Origin of the sequence: Actinacidiphila alni, from assembly GCF_900112845.1 — a bacterium.
Taxonomy (GTDB): Bacteria; Actinomycetota; Actinomycetes; order Streptomycetales; family Streptomycetaceae; genus Actinacidiphila; species Actinacidiphila alni.
Window position 1 is genome coordinate 55619 of the sequence record NZ_FONG01000023.1, and the last position, 18423, is coordinate 74041.

Below are 18423 nucleotides of genomic sequence, written 5' to 3' on the forward strand. Positions count from 1 at the left end.
GCGGAGTCGGATCAGGCGGTACAGAGCGCGCCGGCGACGCGCTGGAGATCGATGTGCTGCCGCCCGTACAGATGGACGACGGGCCCGCCGGGAACGAGGACACGCACGTCGGCGTGGTGGAAGTCCGCTCGCATGTCCTCACCCCCCGTCCCGGGCGGCCCGGCCGCGGGGGCCGGACCGGTATCGCGCTTGCGGGTCCGGTCGGGACCCGCCTGGTTGTCACCTGGGGCACCCCGCCGCGAGGGAGGGTTGCCGGTCAGCCTGCCAGGGCTCGTGGCTGACGCTCGTCACCTGAATTCGACGTTAACCCGCGCGCGTTGTGCCGCGCAATGGCGGTCGGGCCACTGTCCGCACGGGCTGCGTCACACGCGGGCTCACGCCTCGCCGTCCTCGCCTTCCTCGCCGCCCGGCACCCGGACCGCCTGGAAGTGCGTGGTGCGGCGCAGCACGAAGCCGATCGACTCGTACAGCCGTACCGCGTTGGTGTTGGCCGCCGCCGCGTGCAGGAACGGGACGTCGCCGCGTTCCCTGATCCCGGCCGCGGTGTGCCGGACCAGGCGGGTCGCCAGGCCCTGGCCGCGGTGCGCCTCGTCGGTGCAGACCGCGCTGATCTCCGTCCAGCCGCCCAGCCGCAGCCGTTCCCCGGCCATGGCGATCAGCTTCCCGTCCCGGCGGATGCCGTAGTACGCGCCCAGCTCGATCGTGCGCGGCTTGAACGGACCCGGCTTGGCGCGCTCCACCAGATCCAGCATCTCCGGCACATCGGCCGGGCCCAGCGGCACGGCCTCCGGATCGGTCCCGGAGCGCAGCGCGTCGGTCGCGACGAGCTGCACGCCCGCCCCCGACCACTCGGTCCGCCAGCCGTCGGGCACCGAGCCGACCCCGGCCAGCGCGAAGGTCGCCCCCGGCCCCATCAGGGCGGCCAGATCGTCCCACGCCGCCGGATCACCGGCGTCGGCCAGCGCGACGAAGGGCGAGACGTCCTCCGGGTAGCGCGCCGCGGCGCCGACCCTCTCGGCCAGCCCGCGGTGCGGTCCGGTCAGCGCGGCCCACGCCGGATTGTCCAGCGGGTGCGGCGAGGCCGGGATCCGCGGCCCGGCCGGGGTCTGCGCGCTCTGCTCGCTCTGCGCGGGCTTCTGGGTGTCGTCAAGGCTGGTCGACATGGTCGCCGTGACTCTCCGTTTCTGCTGTCGTACGGCCTGTCGCCGTCACTGCGGTGCCGCCGGGCGGTCCCACCGACTACTGATGCGAACCTCGATCCGGGCCCGGAAAATCCCGCGAGGAGGGTGAAAGGCCCCACTCGGCCGATCACGAAGCCTCGGGGTGCCGTGCCGCGGACGGGTCGATGACCGGATCAGGAGGGATCAGGAGTTGGTCAGCGGCAGACCGGGCGGATTGACCTGCGAGGAGGGCAGCGCCTCGTTGGACAGATTCCACGCGGCGAGCCACTTGGCGTACTGACCGTTCTTGATCAGGTAATTGATCGCGTCCGCCAGCGGCTTGGCGAGCCCGCTGTCCTTCTTCACCGTCGCGCAGATCAGGCCCTGCAAGGACGCCCCGGCCCCGGAGAAGGTGCCCGCGCTGCGGGTGGCGTTCGGGGTGTTCGCCGTCTGCGTCACGTGGTAGGCGACGCTCGGGTTGGGTGCGAAATAGGCGTCGATCCGGCCCGAATTGAGCGCCAGATACGTGCTGTTGGACTCCTGGAAATACTTGACCGTGAGCTTCTTGCCCTGCGCCTTGAGGTCGCTCTGCCACTTCAGCAGGATCTTCTCCTGATTGGTGCCCGCGCCGACCGCCACCGTCTTGCCCGCCAGGCTCGCGGCCGTGCCGTCGAAGGTCCAGGTGTCGTTCTTCTTCACCTCGAAGCCGAGGTTGTCCTGCCGGTAGCCGGCGAAGTCGTACTTCTCCTTGCGCTGTTCGGTGTCGGTGATGTTGGAGAAGCCGACATTCGTCCTGCCGCTGTCGATGCCGACGAAGAGATTGTCCCAAGTGGCGTTGGACAGCACGGGCTTGAGGCCGAAGACGGCCGCGATCAGCCGGCCGAGGTCGGGCTCGGAACCGGTGATGGTCTTCTGGTCGGCGCCGATGTAGCCGATCGGCGGGGAGCCGGCGGGCAGGAAGCCGAGACCGATGACGAGCTGTCTGCTGTCGACCAGTGATTTCGGGAGTTCGGCCCGGATGGCGGCGACCTCGGGGACGGTGAGGGTGGTCTCCTTGGCGGCGCCGTTGGACTGGGCGCCGATGACGACGGTGTCCTTGGCCTTGGCGGCGGCCGGCGCCGCGTCGGTCGAGGCACTGTCGCTGTCGGAGCCGCAGGCGCCGAGACCGAGGGAGAGCACCGCGGCGGCGACGCCCGCGGCGAGGCCGCGGCGGGTCAGTACGGAGCGGGCGCGTACGGAGGAGACGTGCGGGGAGCGGCTGTCGGGCATGGTGGACCTCGCTGACGGTGTGCCGACGGTGGCGGTCGACGGCCGGTGGCCGGCCGTCGGACAGGACAAGGGAGTGAAGTCGGGGAGAAGAGGGGGAGAAACGGGAGCTCAGAGGACCTTGCTGAGGAATTCGCGGGTCCTGGGATGCTCGGGCCGGTCGAGCACCCGGTCCGGCGGGCCCTGCTCGACGATCCGGCCGCCGTCGAGGAAGACGACGGTGTCGGCGATCTCGCGGGCGAAACCGATCTCGTGGGTGACCACGATCAGCGTGGTGCCGCCGGTGGCCAGGTCCTTGATGACGGAGAGCACCTCGCCGACGAGTTCCGGGTCGAGCGCCGAGGTCGGCTCGTCGAAGAGGATGACGCCGGGCTCCAGGGCCAGCGCGCGGGCGATGGCCACCCGCTGCTGCTGGCCGCCGGACAGCTGCCGCGGATAGGCGTCCACCTTGTCGGCGAGCCCGACCCGGCCGAGCAGCGTACGGGCCAACTCCGCCGCCTCCGCCCTGGATTTGCGCTTCGCCGCCGCGGGCGCGGCCGCGACATTCTCCAGGACGGTGAGGTGCGGGAAGAGGTGGAAGCCCTGGAAGACGAAGCCGATGCCGCGCCGCTGGGCGAGGATCGCCCGCTCGCTGATCTCCTTGAGCCGGCCGCGGTGGTGCCGCACCCCGATCGGCTCGCCGTTGACGGTGACGTGGCCGATGTCCAGCTTCTCCAGGTGGTTGACGGCCCGCAGCAGCGTGGACTTGCCGGAGCCCGAGGGGCCGATGATCACGGTGACCTGTCCCGGCTGCACGGTCAGCTCGATCCCGGCGAGCACCTGATGGGCGCCGTACCACTTGTGCGCGTCGTGGACGGTGACGGCGGCGGGGCGGGCGGCGCTCATGCGGCCGGTCCGATCTCGGCGCGCGCCCGCAGATCGCGTACGGCCGCCCGCAGCCGTTGCAAGGGCGTGGGCGGTACGGTCCGCAGCGCGCCGCGCGAGTAGTACCGCTCGACGTAGAACTGCACGACCGACACGACACTGGTGAGGATCACGTACCAGACCGTGGCGACCAGCAGCAGCGGTACGACGTCGCCCGGATACGTGCTCGCCATGCTCTCCACCTTGCCGAACAGGTCGAGCAGCGAGACGTAGAAGACCAGCGATGTGCTCTTGATCAGCCCGATCAACTGGTTGACGTAGGACGGCACGATCGCGCGCAGTGCCTGCGGGAGGACGATCCGGGTGAACTGGTAGCCGCGCGGCAGGCCGAGCGCCGCGGCGGCCTCGTGCTGGCCCTGGTCGACCGAGAGCACCCCGGCGCGCACCACCTCGGCGGCGTACGCGGCCTCGTTGAGGCTGAGGCCGACCACCGCGACCACCATGTCGGTGGCCAGCCGGGACTCGTCGAAGTGCACGAAGCCGGGACCGAAGGGCACGCCGAGACTCAAAGTGGCGTACAGCGCCGAGAAGTTGAACAGGAAGAGCAGCACGACGATCAGCGGCACCGAGCGGAAGAGCCAGATGTAGATCCAGCTCACCCAGCGCAGCACCGGGCTCCTGGACAGCCGGCACAGGGCGAGCACGATGCCGCCGAGCAGCCCGAACAGCGCGCTCCACGCGGCGACTTCGAGCGTGACCAGCAGCCCGTCGAGGATCACCGGCCGCAGGAACCAGTAGTGGAAACGGTCCCACTGGAAGAACGGGTTGGTGACCAGGCCGTGCGCCAACTGCGCGACGACCACGAGGGCGACGGCGGTCAGCACCCAGCGCCAGGGGTGCCGCAGCGGGATGACGCGCTGCGAGCGCGGCGCGGCGGCCTTGCGGAGACCGTCGCCGTCGGCGGCCGTGACGATGGCGGCAGCGGTTGCGGTCGCGGTGGCTGTCGTCGTGGCGGCGGTGTCGGGTGCGCCCGGGGGCGTGGCTGGGCGGGGTGGCTCGCTCATCGGGGAACTCCAGCGCGGGACGAGGTTCGGTGGTCGCCCACAGCGGGGCGTACGGGGGTGCGCGGGCCTGCCCGGGCCGGCGGGCGGCGTGCGGGAGACATCGGTGCGGAGGCGGCGCCGCCAGGACATGACGGCGCGTCGGGAAAGGGGTCCGGCCGGGACGCCGGGGCCGGCGGCGGGTCAGCGGCGACAGAGGGCGCTGCTGACGCGGAGCAGGTCAATGTGCCGGCTGCGGTACGCGGCGTCCACGAGGTGGCGGCGCCATGCGGCCGTCCTCGGAGCTGCGTGCATTCCGGTCACCCTCGTCCTCGCGCCCGTCCGGGCCTCGCGTCTGCTGTACGGGGCCGGAAGCGGCCCGGCCTGGGCGTAAGTCAGCCAGTCGGCGCGGGCCAAGTCAATGAACGCGTTGTGAATTCCGCCAGGTGGGACGTGGTGCCGTACGGCGACCGTACGGCGTCGGGTCAGATCCGCAGGCCCGCCGAGAGCAGTCCGAGCTGGCGGTCGAACCGTGCGGCGAGGTCGCCCTCGCCGCCGCGCTCGGCCCAGTGCCGTACGACGGCCGCGAAGACCGCGACGATCGCGGCGGCCGCGGCGTGCGCGTCCAGGTCGTCCGGGTCGAGCCCGGCGCGTTCGGCGATGAGCGCCGCGATGGTGTCCTGGCTGCGGAGCTGGTCGTCCATCGAACAGGCCCTGATCACCGGGTCGTTGAGACTGAGCCTGGCCCGGAGCAGCAACTCGTCCTTGTCCGCGGCCAGTTGCAGGGAGAAGGTGTCGGTGAGGGCGTGCCGGATCGAGGCGATGACCGGCTCGTCGGCGGGCCGGGCGCGCAGCGCCTCGACGAGCATCGGGTCGTACTCGTCGTCCAGCACGATCGCTTCCTTGGTGGGGAAGTAGCGGAAGAAGGTGCTGGCCGAGACCTCCGCGGCCTCCGCGATCTGGTCCACGGTGGTGGCCTCGTACCCTTGCTCGGCGAAGAGCCGGTACGCCTCGCGGCGCAGCGTCTGGCGGGTCCGCTGCTTCTTGCGCTCACGCAGGCCGCCGCCCGCCGCGGGGGCGGACGGCGCCTGCGTGCTCTGCTTGCTGCTCATGCCATTGATTGTCCGTGTTCCGGGGCCGGTGCGGCCACCTCTCCGGCCGCGTCGGTGACGGTCGCCGTCTCGCGTGCGGCCCCGGCCTTCAGTGCGGCTTTCGCCCTACCGGCCTCTTCCGTACCCAGCTCCGCCGTACCGGCCCCGGGCAGGAAGAGCACGGCCAGCACCGCCGCGACCAGCGAGATCGCGCCGCAGGCGATGAGCACCAGGCTCATGCCGTGCGTGAAGGCGTCGTGCGCCGAGGACAGCAGCCGCGGGTCGTGCAGCCGGGCGGCCACGGCGTCGGCGCCGGTCACCGAGTCGCGGGCGGCGTCGGCGGCACCGTCCGGCAGGCCGGACACCGACAGCCGGGCCAGATATCCGGCGCTGAGCAGGCTGCCGAGCCCGGCCACCCCCAGGACGCCGCCCACCTGCTGCACCGTTTCCAGCAGACTCGTGCCCTGGCCGGACCGTTCGGCGGGCAGCGATCCCATCACCAGGCTGGTCGCGGGCACCATCGCCGAGCCGAAGCCGAAACCGGTCAACGACAGCCACAGCGCGGCGAATCCGTAGCCGTCCCCGCTGCCGGAGGTGGCGCCAAGCAGCGACCCGGCGGCCAGCAGCGCGAGGCCGGCCGCGATGACCGTACGCGCGCCGAACCTCGGTACCAGCGCCTCGCTGAGCGCCGCGGCAAGCATCAGTCCGCCGATCAGCGGCAGGATCCGCAGCCCGGTGCCGAGCGCGTCACTGCCGAGGACGCCCTGCAGATACTGCGGGACGACGAAGAGGATGCCCATCACCGCGAAGTTCACGAAGACCGCGAGCAGCGTGCCCCACAGGAACCGGCGGTCGGCGAAGAGCCGCAGGTCGACCAGCGGGTGGGCGGTGCCGCGCTGGTGCCGGACGAAGACCGCGAGCAGGACGAGCCCGCCGACGATGGTGGCCGGCACGGTGGGACTGCCCCAGCCGTCCTCCGGTACCAGGATCGTGCCGTAGACCAGCGCGGTGATGCCGAGGGCGCTGAGCACGGTGCCGAGCAGGTCGAACGGCGCGGTCCGGTGCTCGCTCGTCCGGTCCAGGCCGTCCCGGGTGCGGTCCGACGGCAGCAGCCACACGCCGGCGATCAGCGCCACGACGACCACCGGAAGGTTGAACAGGAACACAGAGCCCCACCAGAAGTGGCTGAGCAGCCAGCCGCCGACCACGGGTCCCACGGGCATGCCGAGCGCGGTCGCGGCCGTCCAGGTGGCGATCGCCTTGGGCAGTTCCTCCTTGCCGAAGATCCGCGGCAGGATCGCCATCGACAACGGCATGATCATGGCGGCGGCCAGTCCGAGCACGGCGCGCACCGCGATCACTTGGGCGGTGGTCGAGGCGAGCGCCCCGGCGAGCGAGGCCGCGCCGAACAGTGTGATGCCGCCGACCAGCAGCCGCTTGTGTCCGTAACGGTCGCCGAGCAGACCGATCGGCAGCATCGCGACCGAGAGTGCGAGCAGATAGCCGCCGCTGACCCATTGCAACTGGGCGCTGTCGGCGCCCAGTTCGGTCGCGAGGGTGGGCAGCGCGACGGTGATGATCGTCCCGTCGAGGCCGATGATCAGCACGCTCAGGGTCAGTGCGGCCAGCGCCCACCAGCGCCGGGGCGAGTGGGCGAGTGCGGGCATGGCGATGGGCGGCGACGTGGACATGGCATCCTCCGGAGCGGCGTCGATAACGACAGTAACTCTCAAAAGAATGCAGTCTGTCAATCGACTTCGGACTTTCAGTTCGCCGGAGTCGTGTCCGCCGTGCTCACCCCGCTGTGCTCACCCCGCCTTGCGCCGGCTCGCGGCCGTCTTCTTGGCCGGGGCCTTGGCCGCGGTCTTCTTCGCGGTGCCTGCGGTCTTCCGCGCCCCGGCCCCGCTCTTGGACCCGCTCGCGGAGCCTGACGTCGACGTCGACCCGGCCTTCGACCCGGACGCGGACTTCTTCGCCGCCGTGCCCTTCTTCGCGGCCGCCTTCTTCCCTGCGGCCGTCTTCCTGGCCCCGGAGCCGCGCGGCGCCTTCAGCTCGGTGACGCTCGCGTGCCCGTCGTCCTCGCCGCGCTCGCCCTTGGCCTGCTCCACCGAGGCGCGCAGCGCCGCCATCAGGTCGACGACCTGGCCCGGGCCCTCCCGCTCGGTGGCCGGCAGCTCGCCGCCCTCCAGCTTCGCGGTGACCAGCGCCTCCACGGCCTGCGCGTACTCGTCGTGATAGCTGGACAGATCGGCCTCGCCGAGCGCCGAGATGAGGGTGTCGGCGAGCTTCAGCTCGGAGTCGCTGATCTTCACGCTGCCCTTGGGTGCCGCCTCGGCGGGGGAGTTCAACTCGTCGGGCCAGCGCAGCGTCTGGAGCAGCAGGACGTCGTCGTGCGCCCGGATCAGCGCCAGGTGTTCCGAATTGCGCATCGCGAATTTGCCGACCGCCGCCTTGTCCGCACGTGCCAGCGCCTCCCGCATCAGCACGTACGGCTTGTTGGCGGCGGGCGAGGCGGGGGCCAGGAAGTACGGGGTGTCGAGCTGCATGCCGTCGACCGACGCCATGTCGACGAAACCGCTCACCTCGATGGTCTTGGCGGTCGGCAGCGGCAGTGACCGGAGATCGGCGTCGGAGATCTCGACCAGCTGCTCGTCGGGCGTCTCGTAGGCCCGCCCGATGTCGGACGCGGTGAGCACTTCCTCGTCCAGCTCGCAGGTCTTCTGGTAGCGGACCCTGCCCTGATCGGCGAGGTGGACCTGCCGGAAGCTGATCTTGTGACTGGAGACGGCGGAACCGAGCTTCACGGGTATGGAGACCAGCCCGAAGGCCAGGTTCCCCGACCAGACACTGCGCATAGCGAGTCCTTTTTGTCAGGCTATGGGACCTTTATGATATGCCGATCACCGAAGTCGAGGGCCGTCGGATCAAGGTCAGTCATCTCGAACGGGTGTTCTGGCCGGAGACCGGCACCACCAAGGGCGAGCTGCTGCACTACTACGCGAGCGTCGCCGAGGCGCTGCTGCCGTACGTCAGCGGCCGGCCCGTCAGCTTCGTCCGGACCCCGGACGGCGTGGACGGTCAGCGCTTCTTCCAGAAACGGCCGCCCGCCGGTACGCCCGCCTGGGTGACGGTCGCCGAGCACGCCCGCAGCAGCGGCGAGCTGATGGAACAGGTCCAGGTCGACGACCTGCCGACGCTGATGTGGGCCGCCAATCTGGCCTGCGTCGAACTGCACACCCCGCAGTGGCGGTCGGCCGAGCCCCAAGTCGCCGACCGGCTGGTGCTCGACCTCGACCCGGGTCCCGGCCGTACCGTGGTCGACTGCTGCCGGGTCGCGCTGCTGCTGCGCGAACGGCTCGCCCGGGACGGTATAGAGGTCTGCGCCAAGACCAGCGGGTCCAAGGGCCTGCACCTGCTCGCGGCGCTGCGCGAGGCGACCTCCGCGGGGGCCGCGCGCTACGCCAAACGCGTCGCGCAGGAGCTGGAGGCGGCCCACCCGGATCTCGTGATCTCCCGGATGACCAGGGCGGACCGGGCCGGCCGGGTCTTCATCGACTGGTCGCAGAATTCGGCGAAGAAGACCACGGCCGCGCCGTACACCGTCCGGGCCCGTCCCACGCCCACCGTCTCCGCGCCGCTGTCCTGGGCGGAGATCGCCGCCGCGCACACCCCGGCGGAGCTGGTCTTCACCCTCGACAGCCTGCCGCCGCGGCTGAGCACCGAGGGCGACCTGCTGGCGCCGCTGCTCGACCCGGTCCGCGCCGCCCTGCTGCCGCGCTGAACGCGGGCCGCAGTCGCAGTCGCACCAGCCGCAGTCGCAGCCGCAGCCGTACGGACCGTGTGCCGATCCGCGCCCGCTACGGCCTCCGCGCGCGCCGCGGGCCCGCCGGAAGGTGTTCCCGGCGGGCCCGCGGCGGACGGCGCGGCGGTCGCGGTCACTTCTGCTCGGCGCCCGCGAGGTGCTCGGACAGCTCCTGCTCGTCCTCGTCGGAGAGCGAGGTCTTCAGCAGGGTGCCGCCGTAGGGCCGCATGGCGTCGGCGAACTTGTCCTCGGTGATCTTGGTGGCCATGATCACGACGGCCGTCGTGCCCGGCTTGAGCAGCGCCTGCACCTGACCGCGGAACTGGTCGTCGATCCCGGTCTTGCCCAGCTTGCCGAGGAGTCCGCCCATCGCGGCGCCCATCAGCAGGCCGAGGCCGGGGACGAGGAAGAGGATGCCGAAGACCATGCCCCACAGCGCGCCGGACGCGGCGGACACGCCGACGATCTTGCTGGGGGTGTCGACGTGGGTCTTGCCGTCCTCGTCCACCGAGACGATGGCGAGGCCGGTCAGATTGACCACGTAGTCGTTCTGCAGGGTCTGTACGGCGGAATAGGCGTTCTCGGCGACGGCGTGGTCGTCGTAACCGATCACGATGAGCTCGGACATCGGGGCCTCCTCGGGACACGGAGCATCAGAACGCACCATATGTCCGTTTCCCGGTCCGGGCAGCGGGAGCGGCGGGCGGCCCCACCCAATGGTTGTGGCGACGGCTGCGGCTACGGCCGCGGTTCGCCGTACCACCGCCAGGTCGTGACCCGCGGGTGGTCCGGCAGGTCGATCCGGCCGGTGGCCCACAGCAGCGTCGACCAGGGGTCCGCGGTCAGCGGCACGTGCGGGAAGAGCCGGGCCAGCACCCGGGCGCAGACATCGGCCGGCGGATTCCACCCGAGGCCGAGTCCGGCGGCCAGGTCATGGGTGTGGACCAGCGTCTCGACCACGCCCATCGCGGCGAAGCCCTCCGGATCCGACACCCCGAAGCCGTGATGGGCGCGGACCTCGGGCGCGGCCGTCCGCACCATCGCCACCAGCAGCGCGCCGGTCGCCTCCAGCACCTGGAGCAGTCCCTCGGGGCCGGCCTCCGGGTCGGCGTGAATGGCGTTGGCCGGGCCGCCCGGCCGGCGCGGCCCCCAGGAGAAGGGCACCTCCCGTGTCAACGGCGGCTTGCGCGGGCCCAATTGAGCCGCGTACGCGAACAGGTCGTCGGCCAGGTGCTCGACGGTCTCCCAGCAGTCCCACTCCAGCGACCCGGCCCTGCGGTCCTCCCACGCGGAAGCGGGTGCCTCCCGCAGTACGGCGACGGCGAGCTGTACGCACCGGTCGAGGTCGTCGGCCGTGACCGGCCCGGGCTGATGATCTGCGGCTTCCGGCATGGCAGGCACCGTATCGCGGGTCCCGGCGGGGCGCCCGTGCGTCAGCGGCGGGCGGAGGCGGTTGCCGGAGGAGGTGGGCGGTGGCGGGCGGCTTGGCGTCAGGTGCAGGCCGCGGTCCGGTCCGCGCCCGCCGCCCCCCGCGCGATGTCGAGCGCGAGCACCAGGCCCCGGTCGTCCGCGCGGGCACCGGACAGCCGTACGCCGCCCGGCAGTTCGGGCAGCGGGACGGTACGCGGTCCGAGCCGGCCGGCGAGATCGCCGCCGCCGGGCACGGCGGCCAGCCGGTCGACCGCGATCTCCTGGCCGAGGACGCTGACGGTCGTCGGTGTGACCGTGACGCTGTCCTGGGCGGTCGTGACCCGGGTGTGCACGGTGACGGGCAGCCGCAGCGGACCGGCGGTGCCCGTCAGCACCAGCGCGCCGTGGTCGGCGCCCAGGGTCAGCCCGTCGGGCAGCCCGGCGGTCGGGCCGCCGGCGGCGCCGTCGTCCCGCGCGGCGATCCGCTTGCGCAGCTCGGCGAAGGTGATGGTGGCGGTCGCGGTGCCGCCGCCGGTCGTTCCGTCGGTCGAGACATCCCGCAGGTCGGCCGCCACCTCCACCACGGTGCCGTCCCTGCGGACCCCGGCCGCGGAAATGTGCGCGCCGCCGAGATTCCCGGTGACCGCGCGCAGCCCCGCGAAGGCGCTGGTCAGGTCGGCCGACACCCGCCCCGACGGCTGGAGCCGGCACGCCACGGCGGCGGCGATACGGCTGCGCGCGGCGTGCTCGACGACGAGGTCCACGGTGGTGGCGGCGCCGGCCAGCAGCGCGGCGGCGGCGATGAGGACGTAACGCTTGCGGCGGAGCTTCACGTGAGGGCGGGTCCGATCCGGGGCGGGAGGTCGACGGCGGTGCGGGGGCGGCCGGGCACCCGGGTCATGCCTCCGGTGTGCTCAGCCAGGTGCTGATCCGGGACATCGCGGTCGGGCCCGAGGCGTCGGCGACATCGCGCATCAGATCGGCGATCGTCACGGCACGCAGGGCTTCGCGCCAGGCGCGGTCGGCGGCGCCCATGGCACGGGAGATCGGGCACTGCGTGGCGCACTGCTCCGGCGGGGTGCCCAGCGGTCCGCGCCGGCGGATCTCGGTGCAGACGAACGCCGGGTCGGGTCCGTCGACCGCCTCGACCACGTCGAGCACCGTGATGGAGGCGGGCTCCCGGGTGAGGACGTAGCCACCCGACTTGCCCTGCGCGGACCGCACCAGGCCGGCCCGGGACAGCGCCTGCAACTGCTTGGCCAGATAGCTGGCCGACACATCGTGCAGCTCGGCCAGCCTGGTGGCGGGGACGGGTTCCTCGACCGAGGTCAGCACCACGCAGCAGTGCAGTGCCCACTCGACTCCGCCGGACATTTTCACCCGGCCACTCTAATCGGCCTCCTTGACTCGGACAAATGTTGTCCGTGTAATGTCTCGGACAAGAGATGTCCGAGTTCGGCGGATGCCTGTCCCCGGGCCGCCCGCCCGCCGCGCACCGGACACCGGACACACGTCCCGACGAAAGGCATGTCATGAAGGTCGCAGTCATCGGCGGTACCGGGCTGATCGGTTCGCAGCTCGTCAGCAGGCTGAACGCCGCCGGGCACGAGGCGGTCCCGCACGCGCTGTCCACCGGGGTCGACGTGATCAGTGGCAAAGGCGTGCCGGAGGCGGTCGCGGGCGCCGACGTCGTCGTCAACCTCACCAATTCGCCGACCTTCGACGAGGCGTCCCCGGACTTCTTCCGCACCTCGCCGCGACCCGCTACCGCGACTGGCTCGCCGCGCGCGGCTGACCCGCGGAAGCCGCCTCCGTGCCGACCCGGCGCTGCACCTGGAGCAGATAGTCCTTGCGGCTGAGCGGATTGTGGTCGGTCCGAGGTCGTTCCGGCGCCGGGCCGACGACCGGCTCGTAGTGGTCGAAGGCGCTCTCCAGCACTCCTTCGCCATGGGTCAGGGTCGGCAGCGCCTGCTCCAGTTCGTGCACCCGCGCCGCCGGGACCGTGCCTTCCAGGACGTACGAGTCGCCCTGCGGCCGGGGCGCCCGGGGTACGGCCCGCAGGCCGGTCAGTACGGGCAGCAGCGCACCGAAGGTGTCGGCCGGGACGTCGAGCCGGAACAGGTGCATCGGTTCGTGCACCTGCGTTCCGGCCCGCCGCAGCGCGTCCATCAGCACCAGCGGCGTCAGATTGCGGAAGTCGCCCGATGTGCTGGACATGCTCTTGTCGAACACGGCGTGCGCGTGGCTCTGCCGGGCCCAGTAGCCGGAGTGCGTCATCGTCACCACGCAGTCGATCACCGCCCAGCCGCGCAGCCCTTGCCGCAGCGTCGCGCGCACGGTGTCCTCGACGGCCTTGATGAACGCGTACGGCATGGAGCCGAGTTCGACGCCGAGCCGGAAGTCGACGCCCGCGCCGGGCGGCGCGGGCTCGATCCGCAGCCCGACCGTGGCCAGGAACGGATTGGCGTCCTTCTTGATGACTTCCACGGCCTCGCCCCTGCCGGTCACCCGCTCGATATGGATGGTCGTGGTCTCGCGGAAGGTGACGTCGATCCCGAACTCGTCGGCGAGCGTGGCCTGGACGACCTCCTTCTGCACCTCGCCGTAGAGGGAGACCGAGATCTCCTGCCGCAGTTCGTCCAGCCGCAGGTGGATCAGCGGGTCCTGCTCGGCGAGTTGGCCGAGCGCCACGTGCAACGAGCCCTTGTCGCCCGGGCGGCGGGGCACCACCACCGTCTCCAGCGACGGCGGCGCGAAGTGGCGGCCGTCGGCGGCCCACAGGTCCGGATCACCGACGCGGTCGCCGACACGGATGTCGGCCAGGCCGCGCAGCAGCCCGATCCGTCCGGCCGGCACGGCGGGAGCGGGCGCGGCCGCCCCGTCCTCGAACACGCTGATCCCGGTGACCTTGCCCTCGCGGACCGCGGCGGCGTCGCCCGGCCCGTCGCCCGGGATCCCACTCCGGCCGCCACCGGTCACGCGGCCGAAGCGCAGCCGGTCCCGTACCCGGACCGTCCCGGAGAACATCCGGACATACGCGGTCCTCTCGCCGGCCTGGCCGCGCTCGATCTTGAACACGGTGCCGGAGACAGGCCCTCGGTCGTCGCCCGCCGTCGCGGGCAGCAGTTCGGTCAGCCCGGCCGTCAGGGCTTCGACACCGGCGCCGGTGATCGCGGAGCCGAAGAAGACCGGATGGGCCCGCCCGCGCGCGGTCTGCGCCGCCAACTCGGCGCGCACCCGCTCGTAGGGCACGTCCGAGGCGTGGTCGAGCCGGTCCACCCGGTCGGCGAGGAAGGCGTCGTCGTGCTCGGCGAGCAGATCGGCGAGACCGGCGACGAACTCCGGGTCCGCGGCGGTGTACGGGACGGGGCGGGCGTCGCGGGTGCCGATGCCGTCGACCGCGCCCATCGCCACGGCGGCCGGCGCCAGCCTGGCCCGGACGGCCGCGAGCACCGCGTCGGCGTCGGCGCCACGGCGGTCGATCTTGTTGACGAAGATCAGCACCGGGATGCCCAGCCGGCGCAGCGTCCGCATCAGCACCCGGGTCTGTGCCTGCACGCCCTCCACGGCGGAGACCACGAGCACCGCGCCGTCGAGCACGCTCAGCACCCGTTCCACCTCGGCGATGAAGTCCGGGTGGCCGGGGGTGTCGATGAGATTGACGGTGACGTCGCCGACCGCGAAGGAGACGACGGCCGACTTGATGGTGATACCGCGGCGCCGCTCCAGCGCCAGCGTGTCGGTCCGGGTGCTGCCGTCATCGACACTGCCGACCTCGTCGATGACACCGGCGGCGTACAGCAGCCGCTCGGTCAGGCTGGTCTTACCGGCGTCGATATGCGCCAGGATGCCCAGGTTCAGCGTACGCACGATGCTTCATGTCCTCAAGATCGGTGGGAAGTTCCGTCGAGAAGGGCACGAAAGCTCGGCGCATGATCATCTCCTGGGTCGACAGCGGCCGATGGGTCCATCGGCCGACCCCGGGAGTAGAGCAGGGACGCCCGGAGCGGGACAACCGGTTTTGTCCGCGTACGCGGCTGTCCGTGACGCGCGGATGTCGCGTCCTCGCAGATTCTTCACGGACTGATGGTGCTCAAGCGTCTGGATCGCACGGGCGTTGTCAGTATCATCAAGGAGACGACTTCGGGTGCAATTGCATCTGGAATTGCATCCGCACTTGCGATCGCGGGCATGCTGTGACCGCGAGCGACGAGTACGGCAACTCACAGAGGAGTGGTGCCAGGTGCAGCAGTTCGACAACGGAGTGCGGGCCGACGAGATTTCCGGCGTCGAGTGGGTCAAGAGCCGGCGCAGCAACCAGAGCGGCAACTGCGTCGAGACCGCCAAACTGCCTGATGGCGGCGTTGCGATCCGCAACTCCCGCGACCCGCAGGGCCCGGCGCTGGTCTACACGCGCGACGAGATCGTCGCCTTCATCGGCGGCGCCAAGGACGGCGACTTCGACTTCCTGACCGCCTGACGACCGCCCGGGATCCGTCCCGGAGCGGTGACGCGCCGGAGCGGCGCCGGAAATCGGCGCCGCCCGTGCACCGGCGACGGATGAACTCCGACGGAAAACCGGGGAATTGGCAAGTCCGGTAGGGGAGCGGCAGCGGGCTTCACAGTGCAATACTGACGTGCGTCCAGTTTCTATCGGGAGCCCGCATGTCCGCTCAGCCGCAACTCGTATCACCGCTGCAACTGCTGGAGCGCCGCCCGGACATGGGCGCCAAGGCGTTGGCGCGGGTGCTCGGCAACTATCTGCGTGCCCTGCGCGAGGCCGCCGGCATCACGCCGACGAAGGCCGGCGAGCACATCCGGGGCCACGCCTCGAAGATCAGCCGCATGGAGACGGCGCATGTCTCCCTCAAGCTGCGGGACGTCGACGATCTGCTGTCGCTGTACGGCGTCTCGGACCAGGAACGCGCGGAGATCGCCTTCCTGGTGCAGCGCTCGGCCAAGCCCGAATGGTGGCAGCCGTACGGCGAGGTGGTGCCCGACTGGCTGCAGGGCCTGATCGGTCTTGAGCGCGACGCCCATGTGATCCGTACGTACGAGAACCAGTTCGTGCCCGGACTGCTCCAGACACCTTCGTACGCGCAGGCCGTCGTGCGCAGCGGTCACCGGCTGGCCTCGCCCGAGGAGATCGAGCGCCGCGTCGAGCTGCGGCTGGAACGCCAGCGCAGGATGGCCGAGCCGGGCGCGCCCGTGCTGTGGGCGCTGATCGACGAAGGCGTGCTGCACCGCCCGGTCGGCGGACCCGCGGTGATGCGCGAGCAGCTGGAGTACCTGCTGATAGTGCTGCGCCAGCCCGGCGTCCGGCTGCAGATCGCGTCCTGGGACGCCAGCGCCGCCGCGACTCCCGGCTCCGCCGTCACCTATCTGCGGTTCGCCCAGGGCTTCCTGCCCGACGTGGTCTATCTGGAGCACATGACGAGCGCGATGTACCTGGACCGGCTGGAGGAGCTGGACAAGTACCGCGCCGCCCTCGACGAACTGAGCGCCCTGGCGGCGACACCGATCGAGAGCCGCGTGATGATCGACGAGGCGCTGAAGCGCTACACGTAGGACACGCACTCCCCGCGCCACGCGCGGCCGCGGGTCACAGGCCCGGACATCGAACGTCCCGCTCACCGCGGCCGGTGAGCGGGACGTCGCGTCGTTGTGGGCGTTACTTTATGCGGGCCACGCCGCCGAACTCGATCCATTCCTTGCTGGGCTGCTTGGGGTCGAGGTCGTTGTCCGGCTGCCAGGTGGAGACCTCCACCAGGCCCGGCTCGATGATCTCGTAGCCGTCGAGGAAGCCCGCCAGGTCGCTGGGGCGACGCACCTCGCCCCAGTTGCCGCCGGTGGACTGGTCCATGAACTCGGTGACGAAGCGGCGGGTCTCGGCGTCGTCGCTGACGAGCTGACAGACCACCAGGAAGCTTCCCGGGGGCAGCTTTTCGGCCACGCGGCGCACGACACCGGCCGGGTCGTCCTTGTCACGGATGCAGTGCAGCACCGACACGAACAGCGCGGCGACCGGTTCGTCGAGGTTGATCAGTCGCGCCACCTCGCGGTGGCCCCAGATGCTCTCGGTGTCGCGGAAGTCCGCCTGGATCACGGCGGTGTTCTCGTTCTGCTCCAGCAGCGCGCGGCCGTGGGCCAGCACGATCGGGTCGTTGTCGACGTACACCACACGGGCGTCGGGGTCGATCCGCTGCACGATCTCGTGCACATTGTCCTGCGTCGGCAGACCGGACCCGTGGTCGACGAACTGCCGGATGCCGTAGTCCTCCGCGAGCCTGCGCACCACCCGGCGCAGGAACTGACGGTTGTTCAGGGCGAGGACCTTCATGCTGGGGACCTGGAGCAGTAATTGCTCGGTGGCCTCGCGGTCGGCCGGGTAGTTGTCCTTCCCGTCCAGCAAGTAGTCGTACATACGGGCCACGGCGGGCACCGTCACATCTATCTTGTCGGAAAGCGGTGCGTCCCGGTGCTCCATCGGGCCCCTCACGGTGGTTCGTTGATCCGAAAATGCGCTGTTGACATCCCTATCCTAGGGAGGCGTGATCGTCCGGTCGAGAGTGCGGGGCGTTCCTCCGCACCGGATGCGCCGACGGTCCCGGACGGACCGTCACCTCCCGTGGCGTGAGGGGCGCGTGATCGGCCGGGCACTCGACCACCGCGCGTACCTCGGCGTCGCAGCCGGTGTGCCGGACCTCGAGCACCGGACCCTCCGGGTCGGCGGTGTACTTGTCGCCCCACTGCATCAGCGCGATCATCGCGGGCCACAGATCCCAGCCCTTGGCGGTCAGCCGGTACTCGGACCGGGTGCGCGCGCCGGGCTCGCGGTACGGCCGGGTCTCCAGTACGCCGGCGGCCACCAGTTTGCGCAGCCGGTCGGCGAGCACGGCCTCCGACAGGCCCATGTGCCGGCGGAAGGCGTCGAAGCGCCGCACGCCGTTCATCGCGTCGCGCAGCACCAGCAGTGACCAGCGGTCGCCGATCAGATCGAGCGTCCGCCGGACGGAACAGTTCTCGGTGTCGACATCGAGCCACTTCACGGAGGCAGTCTCGGGATCAGTCGCGGGATCAGTCGCGGGATCAGTCACGGAGCCAGCCTAACCAGCTGGCTTCGTTGTTGACAGCCAGCCGCACGGACCTCTAGCTTCGGCTGGAGAAGTCAGAGCATGCGGGACGGGACCGAGAGGTGCGGGACATGGGCAGGTCGCGGACGTTCACCTGGGAGGATCCGGCGGCCCTGGCCGCGGCCGGGCGGACGATGGCGGGGCTCGACTTCCTGCGCGCCTGCCTCGACGGGACGTACCCCGCCCCGCCGATCATGAAGCTGGTCGACGGCACGCTGGAAGAGGTCGGGCCCGGCCGCGCGGTCTTCGCGCTCGAACCCGGCGAGGACCACTACAACCCGATCGGCACCGTGCACGGGGGAGTGATCTCCACGCTGCTGGACTCGGCGGCGGGCTGCGCCGTGCACTCCACGCTGGAAGCGGGCACCGGATACACCTCGCTCGACCTGGCGATCAAATTCCTCCGCCCGGTGACGGTGGAGACGGGGAAGATCCGCGCGGTGGGCGCGGTCCTCAACCGCGGCCGGCGCACGGCACTGGCCGAGGCGCGGCTGTACGACGCGGAGGACCGGCTGCTGGCGCACGCGACGAGTTCCTGCCTGATCTTCCAGGCGCCAGCGGCGTCGGCCTGAGGCCATCGGGGTTGCCCGGCCGCCATGCAGCCTTCACGGAGCCGTCATGGAGAACGGGCCCGCGCCGTAAGCCCGTTGGCCTGGG

Annotated in this window: 19 protein-coding genes, 1 pseudogene and 1 riboswitch; of the genes and pseudogenes, 5 read left to right on the top strand and 15 right to left on the bottom strand. The window is 71.3% G+C overall.

Annotated elements, in window-relative coordinates:
• Positions 1-11 precede the first annotated feature (11 nt).
• The 8 genes from BM076_RS38070 to ku form a co-directional block, all read right to left on the bottom strand.
• Positions 12-134, bottom strand: coding sequence for a putative leader peptide (locus BM076_RS38070; protein ID WP_265737119.1), 123 nt, complete (start codon positions 132-134; stop codon positions 12-14).
• Positions 135-180: 46 nt separating this feature from the next.
• Positions 181-292, bottom strand: a riboswitch (SAM riboswitch).
• A gap of 82 nt (positions 293-374) precedes the next feature.
• Positions 375-1163 carry a GNAT family N-acetyltransferase gene (locus BM076_RS29500; RefSeq protein ID WP_093716787.1) on the bottom strand — a complete coding sequence of 263 codons (789 nt, stop codon included), beginning with the start codon at positions 1161-1163 and terminating at the stop codon, positions 375-377.
• Between the two features lie 201 nt (positions 1164-1364).
• On the bottom strand, positions 1365-2429 hold the full coding sequence (locus tag BM076_RS29505; RefSeq protein WP_093716788.1) for a transporter substrate-binding domain-containing protein: 1065 nt from the start codon (positions 2427-2429) through the stop codon (positions 1365-1367).
• A 108-nt stretch (positions 2430-2537) separates the two neighbouring features.
• On the bottom strand, positions 2538-3311 hold the full coding sequence (locus BM076_RS29510; RefSeq protein ID WP_093716789.1) for an amino acid ABC transporter ATP-binding protein: 774 nt from the start codon (positions 3309-3311) through the stop codon (positions 2538-2540).
• Entirely contained in the window at positions 3308-4354 is a 1047-nt protein-coding gene (locus BM076_RS29515) for an amino acid ABC transporter permease (protein WP_093716790.1), read from the bottom strand. The genes BM076_RS29510 and BM076_RS29515 overlap by 4 nt, the downstream gene beginning before the upstream one ends.
• A 461-nt stretch (positions 4355-4815) precedes the next feature.
• Entirely contained in the window at positions 4816-5442 is a 627-nt protein-coding gene (locus BM076_RS29520) for an acyl-CoA-like ligand-binding transcription factor (RefSeq protein WP_093716791.1), read from the bottom strand.
• Positions 5439-7112 carry a DHA2 family efflux MFS transporter permease subunit gene (locus BM076_RS29525; RefSeq protein WP_218160128.1) on the bottom strand — a complete coding sequence of 558 codons (1674 nt, stop codon included), beginning with the start codon at positions 7110-7112 and terminating at the stop codon, positions 5439-5441. The genes BM076_RS29520 and BM076_RS29525 overlap by 4 nt, the downstream gene beginning before the upstream one ends.
• Positions 7113-7229: 117 nt before the next feature.
• The gene (gene ku, locus BM076_RS29530) at positions 7230-8276 is read right to left on the bottom strand and encodes a non-homologous end joining protein Ku (protein ID WP_093716792.1); all 1047 of its coding nucleotides are present in this window, start codon (positions 8274-8276) and stop codon (positions 7230-7232) included.
• Positions 8277-8314: 38 nt separating this feature from the next.
• On the opposite strand from ku, the gene ligD reads away from it, so the two are divergent.
• Positions 8315-9202 carry a non-homologous end-joining DNA ligase gene (ligD, locus tag BM076_RS29535; protein WP_093716793.1) on the top strand — a complete coding sequence of 296 codons (888 nt, stop codon included), beginning with the start codon at positions 8315-8317 and terminating at the stop codon, positions 9200-9202.
• Between the two features lie 154 nt (positions 9203-9356).
• Here the strand turns inward: ligD and BM076_RS29540 are convergent, their stop codons facing one another.
• The 4 genes from BM076_RS29540 to BM076_RS29555 all read right to left on the bottom strand — a co-directional run bounded on the left by BM076_RS29540 (position 9357) and on the right by BM076_RS29555 (position 12007).
• A complete protein-coding gene (locus tag BM076_RS29540; protein WP_093716794.1) occupies positions 9357-9851 on the bottom strand; it encodes a DUF1269 domain-containing protein in 495 nt (164 codons plus the stop codon).
• 110 nt (positions 9852-9961) lie between these two features.
• Positions 9962-10615, bottom strand: coding sequence for a DinB family protein (locus tag BM076_RS29545; RefSeq protein WP_093716795.1), 654 nt, complete (start codon positions 10613-10615; stop codon positions 9962-9964).
• 98 nt (positions 10616-10713) lie between these two features.
• Complete coding sequence (locus tag BM076_RS29550; protein WP_093716796.1) at positions 10714-11466, bottom strand: LmeA family phospholipid-binding protein; 753 nt, start codon at positions 11464-11466, stop codon at positions 10714-10716.
• 64 nt (positions 11467-11530) lie between these two features.
• The gene (locus BM076_RS29555) at positions 11531-12007 is read right to left on the bottom strand and encodes an RrF2 family transcriptional regulator (RefSeq protein WP_093716797.1); all 477 of its coding nucleotides are present in this window, start codon (positions 12005-12007) and stop codon (positions 11531-11533) included.
• Positions 12008-12165: 158 nt separating this feature from the next.
• Between BM076_RS29555 and BM076_RS37725 the strand changes: the two are divergent.
• Positions 12166-12387, top strand: a pseudogene (locus BM076_RS37725) (NAD-dependent epimerase/dehydratase family protein); the annotation flags it as partial.
• 10 nt (positions 12388-12397) lie between these two features.
• Here the strand turns inward: BM076_RS37725 and BM076_RS29565 are convergent.
• On the bottom strand, positions 12398-14503 hold the full coding sequence (locus BM076_RS29565; protein ID WP_177246675.1) for an elongation factor G: 2106 nt from the start codon (positions 14501-14503) through the stop codon (positions 12398-12400).
• Between the two features lie 373 nt (positions 14504-14876).
• On the opposite strand from BM076_RS29565, the gene BM076_RS29570 reads away from it, so the two are divergent.
• Positions 14877-15113: a DUF397 domain-containing protein gene (locus BM076_RS29570; RefSeq protein ID WP_093716799.1), complete on the top strand. Its 237-nt coding sequence runs from the start codon at positions 14877-14879 to the stop codon at positions 15111-15113.
• Between the two features lie 185 nt (positions 15114-15298).
• Positions 15299-16201: a helix-turn-helix domain-containing protein gene (locus BM076_RS29575; protein WP_093716800.1), complete on the top strand. Its 903-nt coding sequence runs from the start codon at positions 15299-15301 to the stop codon at positions 16199-16201.
• A 103-nt stretch (positions 16202-16304) separates the two neighbouring features.
• On the opposite strand, the gene BM076_RS29580 is transcribed toward BM076_RS29575, so the two are convergent.
• Positions 16305-17120: an SAM-dependent methyltransferase gene (locus tag BM076_RS29580; protein ID WP_093716801.1), complete on the bottom strand. Its 816-nt coding sequence runs from the start codon at positions 17118-17120 to the stop codon at positions 16305-16307.
• A 49-nt stretch (positions 17121-17169) separates the two neighbouring features.
• Positions 17170-17682 (bottom strand): winged helix-turn-helix transcriptional regulator, encoded by a 513-nt coding sequence (locus tag BM076_RS29585; protein WP_093716802.1) that lies wholly within the window; start codon positions 17680-17682, stop codon positions 17170-17172.
• 155 nt (positions 17683-17837) lie between these two features.
• On the opposite strand from BM076_RS29585, the gene BM076_RS29590 reads away from it, so the two are divergent.
• A complete protein-coding gene (locus BM076_RS29590; protein WP_093716803.1) occupies positions 17838-18338 on the top strand; it encodes a PaaI family thioesterase in 501 nt (166 codons plus the stop codon).
• The last annotated feature ends 85 nt before the right edge of the window (positions 18339-18423 follow it).

Bases quoted from the DNA above. Each gene is read 5' to 3' on its own strand.
- BM076_RS38070 (WP_265737119.1), bottom strand. From the start codon at position 134: ATGCGAGCGGACTTCCACCACGCCGACGTGCGTGTCCTCGTTCCCGGC.
- BM076_RS29500 (WP_093716787.1), bottom strand. From the start codon at position 1,163: ATGTCGACCAGCCTTGACGACACCCAGAAGCCCGCGCAGAGCGAGCAG.
- BM076_RS29505 (WP_093716788.1), bottom strand. From the start codon at position 2,429: ATGCCCGACAGCCGCTCCCCGCACGTCTCCTCCGTACGCGCCCGCTCC.
- BM076_RS29510 (WP_093716789.1), bottom strand. From the start codon at position 3,311: ATGAGCGCCGCCCGCCCCGCCGCCGTCACCGTCCACGACGCGCACAAG.
- BM076_RS29515 (WP_093716790.1), bottom strand. From the start codon at position 4,354: ATGAGCGAGCCACCCCGCCCAGCCACGCCCCCGGGCGCACCCGACACC.
- BM076_RS29520 (WP_093716791.1), bottom strand. From the start codon at position 5,442: ATGAGCAGCAAGCAGAGCACGCAGGCGCCGTCCGCCCCCGCGGCGGGC.
- BM076_RS29525 (WP_218160128.1), bottom strand. From the start codon at position 7,112: ATGTCCACGTCGCCGCCCATCGCCATGCCCGCACTCGCCCACTCGCCC.
- ku (WP_093716792.1), bottom strand. From the start codon at position 8,276: ATGCGCAGTGTCTGGTCGGGGAACCTGGCCTTCGGGCTGGTCTCCATA.
- ligD (WP_093716793.1), top strand. From the start codon at position 8,315: ATGCCGATCACCGAAGTCGAGGGCCGTCGGATCAAGGTCAGTCATCTC.
- BM076_RS29540 (WP_093716794.1), bottom strand. From the start codon at position 9,851: ATGTCCGAGCTCATCGTGATCGGTTACGACGACCACGCCGTCGCCGAG.
- BM076_RS29545 (WP_093716795.1), bottom strand. From the start codon at position 10,615: ATGCCGGAAGCCGCAGATCATCAGCCCGGGCCGGTCACGGCCGACGAC.
- BM076_RS29555 (WP_093716797.1), bottom strand. From the start codon at position 12,007: ATGTCCGGCGGAGTCGAGTGGGCACTGCACTGCTGCGTGGTGCTGACC.
- BM076_RS29575 (WP_093716800.1), top strand. From the start codon at position 15,299: ATGTCCGCTCAGCCGCAACTCGTATCACCGCTGCAACTGCTGGAGCGC.
- BM076_RS29580 (WP_093716801.1), bottom strand. From the start codon at position 17,120: ATGGAGCACCGGGACGCACCGCTTTCCGACAAGATAGATGTGACGGTG.
- BM076_RS29590 (WP_093716803.1), top strand. From the start codon at position 17,838: ATGGGCAGGTCGCGGACGTTCACCTGGGAGGATCCGGCGGCCCTGGCC.